Here is an 11,900-nt window from a genome sequence, read left to right as displayed (position 1 = left end):
CCGGCCGGCGGGAGCTCAGCGGGCGGGGGCGGTACATCGGGCGGTGCATGCGGTCACGGCTGCGGATCGGGGGGCTCGGTGGGCGGCCCGGAGACCGGCTCGGAGACCGGCTCGGAGACCGGCCCGGAGACCGGCCCGGCAGTGCCGGAGATCTTCTGGCAGCCCTTCGCGCCCGTCGCGCGGCGGGCGCGGGACGATTCCCGTCGGTGACGGCGGTACGCCCCTCGTCGGCCGGCCGCTCGAAGCGATGGCGGCGCAGGCCGACGGAGTCGGGCGGGGTGGCCCAGGCTGCCGAAGCGGATTCGCCAAGTCCGACAGGTGGCAGGCAGGTCGCGGTCACTGCGAGCATGGCAAAAAGCCGGACCACCCGAGGTGGACCGGCTTTTTACAGCGAACCAGCAGTGGCCGCGCGCTTAGCTGTGCGTCAGCGCGAGACCTTGCCGGCCTTGATGCACGAGGTGCAAGCGTTCACGCGCTTCGGCGTCCCGCCCACCACGGTACGAACGCGCTGGATGTTCGGGTTCCAGCGGCGCGGTGTACGGCGGTGCGAGTGCGAGATGTTGTTGCCGAAGCCCGGCCCCTTGCCGCAGACGTCGCAGTTGGCAGCCACGGGTCACTCCAAAGACTTCAGATGCACTTACGGTTGATCCCGGCATGCCGGGATCAGGATCGGAGGATCTGAGTGGCGGTGCCAGGGGGAGAGCCCGATGTGTATCGGGCAACCGGAGCAGCATACAACGACTGCGCCAGTACAACGAAACTACCATGGCTGGTCGGGGCCCTGTCCCACGCCCTCTTCCGGCGCACACCGCACCTGGGTCTACGCTGCCTCCCAGTCCAGCAGCTCAAGGAGGCGCAGGTGCCGCAGGTGCCGCAGACATTCTTCGATGCTCTCGCGGTGCGTACCTGGTGCGGTCTCGCGTTGCAGGCGCTGGGCCGGGCCCGCGAGGAGATCGACGCGATCAACGTCTTTCCCGTCGCGGACGGCGACACCGGCACGAACCTGTATCTGACGCTGGAGTCGGCCTTCGCGGCCGTCGAGGCGGCGTTCGCGGGGCACGAGGCCGGATCCGGAGCGGAAGCTTTCCCCGGTTCCTCCCGTGCGGCCGCTCCCTCCCTCGCTTCCCTCTCCCCCTCCTCCCCCTCCCTCGCGGATGCCGCGCGCGCGATGGCGCACGGGGCGCTCATCGGGGCGCGGGGCAACTCCGGGACGATCCTGGCGCAGCTGCTGCGGGGCATGGCGCAGGTGTTCGCCGCCGACGGTGAGGTCGCTCACACCGACGCTCGGGGACTGCGACTCGCCCTGCGGCACGCGGCCGACTCCGCCCGCCAGGCCGTGGCCCACCCCGTCGAGGGCACGGTCCTGTCGGTCGCCTCCGCCGCCGCGGACGCGGCCGAGGAGGCCGACGGCGACTGCGGGGCGGTCGCCCGGGCGGCCTATCAGGGGGCGCGCGCGGCCCTGGCCGCTACCCCGGCCCAGTTGGCCGTGCTGGAGCGGGCCGGAGTGGTCGACGCCGGGGGCCGCGGGCTGGTGGCGGTGCTCGGGGCGCTGGTCGAGACACTCACGGGGGAGAGCGGTGACCTCCGGGGCGGCGTCATCCCCGCCTACGCCGGCCTCACCGGCCCTACCGGTCACGTCGGCGATGCCGTCGATGACGGTGATGACGACGGTGATGACGGTGACGACGTCGATGACGCCGCAGCCTGTTCGGACCGGTCCGAGGCTGGGGAGGAGGGCGGTCCCGCCTTCGAGGTGATCTACCTGCTGGAGGCCGACGACGCGGCCGTGACGCGGCTGCGGACACGGCTCGACGCCCTCGGGGACTCGCTCGTCGTGGTCGGCGGCGACGGGCTGTGGAACGTCCATGTCCACGTCGACGACGCGGGCGCCGCCGTCGAGGCGGGCGTCGAGGCCGGACGGCCGTACCGGATCCGGATCACCCACTTCGGTGTCGGCGACGTGCACACCCGCGGCGGCGGACGGCCGCCCCGGGAGCGGGTCCAGCGTGCCGTCGTGGCGGTCGTGCCCGGCGAGGGCCTGGCCGGGTTGTACACCGAGGCGGGCGCCACCACCGTGCTCGCGCGTCCCGGGGAGCCGCCCGCGAGCGGCGAACTCGTCGCCGCCGTGCGCCGGGCCCACGCGCGCGAGGTCGTCCTGCTGCCCAACGACGCGGACCTGCGCCACACCGCGGCCGCGGCGGCCGAGCAGGCCCGCACGGAGGGCATCCGGGTGGCACTGATCCCGACCCGCTCCGCGGTCCAGGGCATCGCCGCGCTCGCCGTGCACGAACCCGACCGGCGCTTCGACGAGGACGTCGTCGCCATGACCTCGGCGGCCGGCGCCACCCGCTACGCCGAGCTCGCCGTCGCCGAACGCCAGTCCTGGACCATGGCCGGCATCTGCCAGGCCGGGGACGTCCTCGGCCTCATCGACGGCGACGTCGCCGTGATCGGGTCCGACGTCCTCGCCACCGCGGAGACCGTGCTGGACCGCATGCTCCAGGCGGGCGGCGAACTGGTCACCATCGTCCTCGGCGACGAGGCGCCCGAGTCCGTCGCGGCACACCTGGAGACGCGCGTACGGGAGACGTATCTCGCCGTCGACACGGTCGTCTACCGGGGCGGTCGGCAGGGGGCACTGCTCCTCATCGGCGTCGAGTAGCCGCGACGGCGGGCGGCCCCCCGAGCAGCAGCCCCCGCTCCGCCCCGCCGGCCTACTTCGCCGTCCCCTCTTCCAGGACCTGGAGCATCTGTTCCGCCTCCGCCCGTCGAGCCTGTGCCGTCTCGTCCTCGGGGGAGGTGTCGGTGCCGTCGGCGTACGTCGTGAGCACCGCACGCGCGCGTGCGGCGGCGTCCGCCGGGCGGCCCAGGTCGGCCTCCAGCCAGCCCGCGGCGAGCTGGGCGGCTGTGCGGCTGTGCCGGCCTTCCGGCCCCAGGGAGTCGAACACGGTGACCGCCTCCGCCACCTGCGCCAGGGCCTCCTCGAACGCGCTCCGGATCGCGTCGTCCCCGGCGTCATCGGAGACGGAGCGTGCCAGCAGGTCGCCGAACTGCCGGCGGGTGTGGCCGAGTTCGGCGACGAGCCGCTCCCGGGCCGCCGCGTCCGCCGCCGCGTCCAGCGCCGTCTCGCACTCGCGCACCGCGCCCGCCATCAGCTCGCGGGCCCCGTCCGTACCCGCCTCGCCGCGCAGCGCCAGCCACGCGCGGGCGCGCAGCGAGCGGACCAGGCCGTGGACGTTGCCGAGGGTGCGCCACAGGTCGCCCGCGCGCGTGTAGGCCCGGTCCGCCTCGGCGGGCAGGCCCGCGTGCCCGAGGTTCTCGGCGGCGAGGTGGGCGAGCGTGGCGTGGTCGTGCTGCTCCGGCCAGTGCCGGGCGATCTCGGCGGCCTGGAGCCGGCGTTCGGCGGCGGCGCGGTGCTCCCCGAGCTCGCTCAGACAGTCGCCGAGCCACCACTGTGTCTGGACGACAGCGCCGTCGCCGTGCGTCTGTGCGGACAGGTCGGGCAGCGCCGACTCCAGCACCTCCGCGGCCTCCGCCCACCGCCCCTGCCGTACCAGGAACCCGCCGAGCTGGTGCCGGGCCCAGGCGCCCAGCGTCGGTCCCTCGCCCGCGTCGTCGGCCCAGTGCGCCGCCTCCAGGGCGTGTTCGGCCGCCTCCTCGGCCTGGCCCCGGCCGCCGAGGACCTCGGCGAGCTGGAGGTGCAGCTGGGCGCGCCCGACCGCCTCCAGGTGCGGGCCGCCGTGCTCCAGGGCCGCGCGCAGCGCGCGCTCCGCCTCCGCCGTGTCGCCCAGGTGATGGGCCAGTCCGGCGAGCCGCGCCTCGTACTCCACCGCGAACCACGGCAGCCCGGCCCCGACGAACGCGGCCGCGGCCCGGGCGAACAGCTCCGCACCCGCCGGGGCGTCCCCGGTCAGGGCCGCCAGCTCCGCGAGCATCGCCTGGGACTCGGCGGCCCGCGAGGCGAGCCGTACGTCGTCCCCCGCGTGCCCGTCGACGAGCGCGAGCACCTCATGCGCGGCCGCCTCGGCCTCGGCCAGGTCCGACCCCGGCGGGGGACCGTCGGTCTCGTGCACCCGCCGCATCAGGATCCGCGCCCGCGCCATCAGCACGGACGCCGCCTGCCGTATGCCCGTGGCGTCCCGCGTATAGAGCGCGAGCACCTCGTCGTAGGGGCCCGTGACCGCGACGACCGCTTCGTCCAGCTCGCCGGTGAGGGCTCGCACGTACGACGCACGCGCGCGTGCCGCCAACGCCTCCCCGGGGTCGCCCGCCTCCGCGTACAGCTCGGCGGCGCGCTCGAACAGCTCGGCACCCTCGGGGCCCGCGTCCATCGCCCGGTGATCGGCGATCTCGGCCCGGTCGCGCGCGTCGAGCTCGACGCCCTCGGCGGCCCGGGAGACCGCGGCCCACGCCTCCACGGCGTTCGGCTGGAGGGTGTCCGACAGCCGGCGCGCCTCGGTGAGCAGCGCGGCGAGGTCGGGTTCGCCCGCCGGTTCGGCCGGGGGCGGCGGCACGGGCGTGACGGCGGCAGCCGGCCGGGCTCCGCGCACCCCCAGCGGCAGCCGCTCCACCAGCGGACGTTGTGCCATCCGCGTGCGGGCCCGCTCACTGACGTACGACGTGTCGTTGCGCGCGTCGAAGCGCTCGGCGAGTGCGAGGGCCTCCACGCGCGCGTGCTCCGCGAGCTCGACCGCCGTCCACGCGCGGCCCGCCGGGCCCGGTACCCGCTGCTCGCCGAGCCCGAGCTCGCTGAGGCGGTTCATCAGGAGGGAGACCACCGCCATGAACTCCAGCCTGCTGCGCGGGTGCCCGGTGTCCGTGAAGTACGCCGGCCGCTCCGCCAGCAGTTCCAGTCCGCGCGCCTCGTTGCCGGTCAGCGCGCAGAACTCCACATGGTCCGCGTACGCGCCGCGCATGCTCTCCATGGAGCGTACGAGCCGGAAACCCCGCAGATGGTTGGCGCGCGCCTCGTCGAGGCGGTCCAGGCGCAGCAGGGGCAGCAGGGAGGAGGCGAGGACGGTGTGCGGTTCGTGGGCGCAGGAGAACTCGCCGTCCAGGACCGGCCGCCACAGTTCGAGTGCCTCGGCGTCCCGCGCCCGCTCCGACTGCCACCAGCCCTGCCCGTGCAGCTCGCACGCGTGGCAGTCGGCCATGGTGTCGCGGTCGGCGGCCAGCCACGCGGCGTACGCCCGCTCGGCCCGTTCGACGTCCCCGACGTGCGCGGCCACGCTGAACTCCGCGCCGCGCACCGCCCGCTCGGAGTGGCCCGCCAGCCGGTAGCGGTGCTCCATCTCGCCGAGCCACTTCTCCACCGAGGCCAGCGGCACGTGCGGCTGGTCCAGCATCCCGGACGACATCCACTTGAAGACCCAGTGCAGCGAATGCGTCTCGTACTCGTCGAAGTCCTCGGGCCGCTCGTCCCACATGCGCAGCAGCCGCGCGAACGGGACGAACATCTTGTCCTTCTCGGAGCTGTAGTTGTAGACCTTCAGCTGGTGCCCGAGCGCCTCGATCACGGCGAGCGGGATGTTCAGCCGCTCCGCCTCGGTGAGCAGTTGCTCCGCGCGCGCGTTTCGGGCCGGCCCCTCCGGCTCCTCGCCGTTCTCCGCCATCGCCCGGCGGAGGGAGTCGAAGTCCGTGATCTCACTCATCAGTGACCGTCCTCGCCGTGGGTGGCCCACTCCAGCAGGCCGATGAACGCCCGGTTCAGCAGCGCCGAGTCGGCGGGCCGCAGCGGGCGCTGCGCCATCAGCAGCGCCTGCCCGTACAGGGACTCCGTGGCGGTGCCGATCAGCTCCGCGTCACGCAGCGAACTGATCCTGCGGATCAGCGGATTGAGGTGGTTGAGCACCAGACGCGCGCGTGGGGCGCTGCCGCGCAGCGACCCCAGGATGCCCGCCCACAGGTCGTCGGCCCGCTCCTCGGCCTCCGCCCGCGCCTGCTCGTGCCGGGCCGCCCGGTCGTCCAGGTGCAGCGCGGGCACGGACAGCGGATGGAAGGCACGCAGGACGACGTCACAGCCCAGCGGGTCGAGCTTCGCCCGCGCGGCCGCCAGGAAGCCGGAGAGCGCCAGCTCCTCGGCGGGGTCGACCGCGTCCAGGTGGGCGGTCACGGTGTCCGCGTCCAGCTCCGCGACCACCGTCTGCGGCCGCACCGACGGCAGGGCCTCGACGAGCTCGCTGTCGTACGTGTAGCCGCCGTTGATCACTCCGACCCCCTGCGCGGAGGCGATCGGCGCGACCTGCCGGTACTCCTCGACGGTCCGCGTGAAGTGCACCACCGGGTGCCGCTGCGCGAACTCCTCCAGGGACAGCCGCCCGTCGGTCGTCTCGAAGGGGAGCCAGGGCAGCATCGTGCGCAGCATCTCGCTGTCGTGCCGCGCGAGCGACTTCACGCCCAGGTGGTGCACCGACAGGAAGGCCGCCAGCCGCTCCGGGTCACCGGTCGCCAGCCCGGTCAGCCACGAGCGAATCCTTTCGCCGAGCGCCTCGCGCACCGCGGCCAGCGTCTCGTCCTCGTACAGCGACTCGCGCGAGGCCGTGGGCCGCAGACTGTCCGTGTCCAGGACACAGCGCACGAAGAAGGCCCAGTCGGGCAGCAACTGCTCGCCCCGCTCGGTCAGCAGCATGCCCTTGAGGTGGACACGATGACCGGCCCGCTGGGCCGGACTGACCGCCGACGGCAGCACATAGGCCACACCGCGGATCCCGGCCAGCGGCACGTCCAGGTCGATCGAGTCCAGCGGAGTGAACCCGAACAGCCCGTGACAGTGCCGGGCCAGGGCCACCCGCCGGGTGGCGGGGGACGGATACGGCCGGTCCCACGGCGCCGGCAGGTCGGTGACCGCCTCCTCGCCCACCCGCACGTCGTACGGCAGCAGCGAACCGAAGTCCCGGGCCAGCGCCAGGACACGCGCCTCGGCCAGCCACTCCCGGGCCCCGGCCCGTGCCACCAGGTGCACGGTGGTGCCCGGCTCGGGCCGGGCCTCGTCCGGCAGTGTCCGCACGGTGTACGAACCGTCGTCCGTCGCCGTCCACTCCACGGGCGGGGCCTGCGGCGTACGGGCGCTACGGCTGACCACCCGGATCCGCTCGGCGACCACGAAACAGGCCAGCAGACCGATGCCGAACTGCCCGAGGAAGTCGGAGCGGGCCTCCTGGAGGCCCTCGGCCCGCTTGGAGCTGCGGCCGATGGTGGCCAGCAGGTTGTGCACGTCGGCCTCGGTCAGGCCGACCCCGGAGTCCTCGATCCGGAGGGCGCCGTCCGTCACGAACAGCCGCACCCGGGCAGGTGCGTCCGGCTGTTCGGCCCGCCGTGCGGTGATCGCGTCCACCGCGTTCTGCAACAGCTCGCGCAGGTAGACCTTGGGGCTGGAGTAGAGGTGATGGGACAGCAGGTCAACCAGACCACGCAGGTCGACCTGGAACGTATGAGGTGACTGGGATGCCTGAGATGACTGTGAGGTCTGGGAGTCCATCGTCGCAGCGCCGCGGGTCGGGGGAGGCTCGGCGGCGCGGGGTCGGGCGGTCCCGGTGGGGCAGTGACCGCGGGGGATGGCCGGAGCGCGCCATCCTAGAGCCCGAACAGCCCGTCTGACCAGGGGATTCCCGAGACGTATACGGCAATGTCAGTGGTGTGGTGTGCAATGGATCTCGTGCCCGCACTGCAAGAACCCCTCAAAAAGGTGCTCGGCCCCGCCACCGCGAAGGTGATGGCCGAGCACCTCGGCCTGCACACCGTCGGCGACCTCCTGCACCACTACCCCCGCAGATACGAGGAGCGGGGCCAGCTCACCCACCTCGCCGACCTGCCCATGGACGAGCACGTCACCGTGGTCGCCCAGGTCGCCGACGCCCGCCTGCACACCTTCGCCTCGGCCAAGGCCCCCCGCGGAAAGGGCCAGCGCCTGGAGGTGACCATCACGGACGGCAGCGGCCGGCTCCAACTGGTCTTCTTCAACAACGGCGTCCACAAGCCGCACAAGGAACTCCTGCCGGGCACGCGCGCGCTGTTCGCGGGCAAGGTCTCCCTCTTCAACCGTCGCGTCCAGCTCATGCACCCGGCCTACGAACTGCTGCGCGGCGACGGGGACGGCGCCGAGGAAGCCGTCGAGAGCTGGGCCGGTGCCCTCATCCCGCTCTACCCCGCCACCGCCAAACTGGAGTCCTGGAAGATCGGCAAGGCGGTCCAGACCGTCCTGCCCAGTGCCCAGGAGGCCCTCGACCCGCTCCCGGACTCCCTGCGCGAGGGCCGCGGCCTGGTCTCCCTCCCCGAGGCCCTGCTCAAGATCCACCGCCCGCACACCAAGGCGGACGTCGCCGACGCCCGCGCCCGCCTGAAGTGGGACGAGGCCTTCGTCCTCCAGGTCGCCCTGGCCCGCCGCCGCCACGCCGACGCCCAACTCCCCGCGGTCCCCCGCAGACCCGCCGCCGACGGCCTGCTCACCGCCTTCGACGACCGGCTTCCCTTCACCCTCACCGACGGCCAGCGAAAGGTCTCCAAGGAGATCTTCGACGACCTCGCCACGGACCACCCAATGCACCGGCTGCTCCAAGGAGAGGTCGGTTCGGGAAAGACGATGGTCGCCCTGCGCGCCATGCTCGCCGTGGTCGACGCCGGCGGTCAGGCCGCGATGCTCGCGCCCACCGAGGTGCTCGCCCAACAGCACCACCGGTCGATCACCGAGATGATGGGCGAACTGGCCGAGGGCGGCATGCTCGGCGGGGCCGAGCGGGCCACCAAGGTCGTGCTGCTCACCGGGTCGATGGGCGCGGCCGCCCGGCGCAAGGCGCTGCTCGACCTGGTCACCGGCGAGGCCGGGATCGTGATCGGCACGCACGCGCTGATCGAGGACAAGGTGCAGTTCCACGATCTCGGACTGGTCGTCGTGGACGAACAGCACCGGTTCGGGGTCGAACAGCGCGACGCCCTGCGCGGCAAGGGCAAGCAGCCACCGCATCTGCTGGTCATGACCGCCACCCCCATCCCGCGGACCGTCGCGATGACCGTCTTCGGCGATCTGGAGACCTCCGTCCTCGACCAGCTCCCCGCCGGGCGCTCACCCATCGCCAGCCATGTCGTCCCGGCCGCCGAGAAGCCGCACTTCCTGGCGCGGGCCTGGGAGCGCGTGCGCGAGGAAGTGGACAAGGGGCACCAGGCGTACGTCGTCTGTCCGCGGATCGGCGACGAGGACGACGGCCCCAAGGCCGCCAGGAAGAAGCAGTCGCCCGAGGACGAGGCGGAGAAACGGCCCCCGCTCGCGGTCCTCGACGTGGCCGCCCAGCTCGCCCGCGGCCCCCTCCAGGGGCTCACGGTGGATGTGCTGCACGGCCGGATGCCACCGGACGACAAGGACGCCGTCATGCGCCGGTTCGCCGCCGGCGACACCGACGTCCTGGTCGCCACCACCGTCATCGAGGTCGGGGTGAACGTGCCGAACGCCACCGCGATGGTGATCATGGATGCCGACCGGTTCGGCGTCTCCCAGCTCCACCAGCTGCGCGGCCGCGTCGGCCGCGGCTCGGCCGCGGGGCTGTGCCTGCTGGTCAGCGAGATGCCGGAGGCGAGTGCGGCCCGCCAGCGGCTGAACGCGGTGGCGTCCACCCTGGACGGCTTCGAGCTCTCCCGTATCGACCTCGAACAGCGCCGCGAGGGCGATGTGCTCGGCCAGGCCCAGTCCGGCGCCCGCTCCAGCCTGCGCGTGCTCGCCGTCATCGAGGACGAGGAGGTCATCGCGCAGGCCCGCGAGGAGGCCGCGGCCGTCGTCGCCGCCGACCCCGAGCTGGAGCACCTGCCCGGCCTGCGCACGGCCCTGGACGCCCTCCTGGACGAGGAGCGGGAGCAGTACCTGGACAAGGGCTGAGCCGGCGCCCGAGGGGCCTTAGGCGGCCTTGGGGGCCCGCGACCGGGAAGATCCGGGGCTGCACGCTGGCCGCACCTCGGCCGCGACCGGTCGCGGCCGGACCACGACCGTGCCGCGTCAGCCGTCAGCCGTCAGCGGTGGGCGGTGGGCGGTGGGCGGTCGGCCGTCGGAGCCCGGCGGTCCGCCGTCGGCCGTGGGCGGCCCGCGCCCGGCGGCCCGCCCTCCGCAGCCCGCGCCCCGGCGGATCGCCCTGTGCCCTCCGCGGCCCGCACCCGGCCGTCCGCCGTCGGTCCTGCGCCCTCCGCGGCCCGCACCCGTCCGTCCGCCGTCCGCTATCCGTCATCCGCGGCCCGCACCCGGCCGTCCGCGTCCGCGGCCCGCACCCGGCCCTGCGCCCTCCGCCCTCCGCCCTCCGCGGTCCGCACCCGGCCCTGCGCCCTGCGCGGCCCGCACCCGTCCGTCCGCCGTCCGCCCTGCGCCCTGCGCGGCCCGCACCCGTCCGTCCGCCGTCCGCCCTGCGCCCTGCGCGGCCCGCAGCCGGCCGTCCGCCCTGCGCCCTGCGCGGCCCGCAGCCGGCCGTCCGCCCTGCGCCCTCCGCGGCCCGCAGCCGGCCGTCCGCCGTCCGCCCTCCGCGGCCCGCAGCCGGCCGTCCGCCGTCCGTCATCCGCGGCCCGCACCCCGCCGTCCGCCCTGCGCCCTCCGCCCTGCGCCCTCCGCCATCCACGGCCCTCACCCGGCGGTCCGCCCTCCGCCATCCGCCATCCGCCGTCCGCGGCCCGCGCGCGGCGCGGCCGCCTGCCAGACTGGACCTGTACGCACCCCCACGGACAAGGACCCCAGATGACCCGCGTGATCGCCGGCACGGCCGGCGGACGCCGCCTCGCCGTCCCGCCGGGCACAGGCACCCGCCCCACCTCCGACCGCGCGCGCGAGGGACTCCTGTCCACCTGGGAGTCCCTGCTCGGCGGCCCGCTCAACGGCGAACGGGTCCTCGACCTGTACGCCGGTTCGGGCGCCGTCGGTCTGGAAGCACTCTCCCGGGGCGCGGGCCACACCCTGCTGGTGGAGGCCGACGCCCGCGCGGCCCGCACGGTCCGCGAGAACGTGAAGAGCCTGGGGCTGCCCGGCGCCGAGGTCAGATCGGGCAAAGCGGAGCAGATCGTCCAGTCGCCGTCGCCCGCGGAGCCGTACGACATCGTCTTCCTGGACCCCCCGTACGCCGTCTCGGACGACGATCTTCGCGAGATCCTGCTCACACTCCGCACCGGGGGCTGGCTCGCGGGGGAAGCGCTCGTCACCGTGGAGCGCAGCACCAGAGGCGGCGAATTCCGGTGGCCGGGCGGTTTCGAAGCCCTCCGGGCCCGTCGTTACGGCGAGGGCACCTTTTGGTACGGTCGCGCCGCCTCTACGTGCGAAGACGCACGATGACCGGACCGGAGAGCGAGGGATCCCAGTTGCGCCGCGCCGTCTGTCCCGGGTCGTTCGACCCCATCACCAACGGACACCTCGACATCATTGGCCGCGCCTCGCGTCTGTACGACGAGGTCTATGTCGCGGTGATGATCAACAAGTCCAAGAAGGGCCTGTTCGAGATCGACGAGCGGATCGACCTCATCCGTGAGGTCACCGCCGACTACGGGAACGTGCGGGTCGAGGCCTTCCACGGCCTTCTTGTCGATTTCTGCAAGCAACGTGACATCCCGGCCATCGTCAAGGGCCTGCGCGCTGTCAGCGACTTCGACTACGAGCTTCAGATGGCCCAGATGAACATCGGCCTCTCGGGCGTGGAGACCCTCTTCGTGCCCACCAACCCCACGTACAGTTTCCTGTCGTCCTCCCTGGTCAAGGAGGTGGCGACCTGGGGTGGCGACGTCTCCCACCTGGTCCCGGCGGTGGTCTTCGAGGCGCTCGCCCAGCGCCTGGAGAAGGACTGACCCCGGCTTCGGGGCGGGTACGGAGACGCCCGGCGGCCCTGACAGCCCGTCACCCGGTGTCGGTCGGACAGCCCATGGCCGTACAGTCGTTCCGTCCGTCTCCA

At 73.8% G+C, this 11,900-nt stretch carries 7 protein-coding genes; 4 read left to right on the top strand and 3 right to left on the bottom strand.

From position 1 onward, the window contains the following. Positions 1–424: 424 nt before the first annotated feature. Complete coding sequence (gene rpmB / locus ACFV0T_RS19730; RefSeq protein WP_004924906.1) at positions 425–610, bottom strand: 50S ribosomal protein L28; 186 nt, start codon at positions 608–610, stop codon at positions 425–427. A gap of 249 nt (positions 611–859) precedes the next feature. On the opposite strand from rpmB, the gene ACFV0T_RS19725 reads away from it, so the two are divergent. After that, complete coding sequence (locus ACFV0T_RS19725) at positions 860–2,662, top strand: DAK2 domain-containing protein (RefSeq protein WP_385780416.1); 1,803 nt, start codon at positions 860–862, stop codon at positions 2,660–2,662. 52 nt (positions 2,663–2,714) lie between these two features. Here ACFV0T_RS19725 and ACFV0T_RS19720 read toward each other — a convergent pair whose 3' ends face one another. Then, the gene (locus ACFV0T_RS19720; protein WP_385780413.1) at positions 2,715–5,651 is read right to left on the bottom strand and encodes a tetratricopeptide repeat protein; all 2,937 of its coding nucleotides are present in this window, start codon (positions 5,649–5,651) and stop codon (positions 2,715–2,717) included. Further along, complete coding sequence (locus tag ACFV0T_RS19715) at positions 5,651–7,477, bottom strand: HSP90 family protein (protein ID WP_385780411.1); 1,827 nt, start codon at positions 7,475–7,477, stop codon at positions 5,651–5,653. The genes ACFV0T_RS19720 and ACFV0T_RS19715 overlap by 1 nt, the downstream gene beginning before the upstream one ends. A 168-nt stretch (positions 7,478–7,645) precedes the next feature. Between ACFV0T_RS19715 and recG the strand changes: the two genes are divergently transcribed. The 3 genes from recG to coaD all read left to right on the top strand — a co-directional run bounded on the left by recG (position 7,646) and on the right by coaD (position 11,796). Continuing rightward, entirely contained in the window at positions 7,646–9,862 is a 2,217-nt protein-coding gene (recG, locus tag ACFV0T_RS19710) for an ATP-dependent DNA helicase RecG (protein ID WP_385780409.1), read from the top strand. 840 nt (positions 9,863–10,702) lie between these two features. Beyond that, complete coding sequence (gene rsmD, locus ACFV0T_RS19705; protein ID WP_385780406.1) at positions 10,703–11,290, top strand: 16S rRNA (guanine(966)-N(2))-methyltransferase RsmD; 588 nt, start codon at positions 10,703–10,705, stop codon at positions 11,288–11,290. Between the two features lie 26 nt (positions 11,291–11,316). Beyond that, on the top strand, positions 11,317–11,796 hold the full coding sequence (coaD, locus tag ACFV0T_RS19700; RefSeq protein ID WP_385780505.1) for a pantetheine-phosphate adenylyltransferase: 480 nt from the start codon (positions 11,317–11,319) through the stop codon (positions 11,794–11,796). Positions 11,797–11,900: the final 104 nt, after the last annotated feature.

It is taken from the genome of Streptomyces sp. NPDC059582 (assembly GCF_042735715.1).
Taxonomy (GTDB): domain Bacteria; phylum Actinomycetota; class Actinomycetes; order Streptomycetales; family Streptomycetaceae; genus Streptomyces.
Note: the sequence above shows the minus strand (reverse complement) of the source record. Positions and strands in the feature narration are given on the sequence as shown.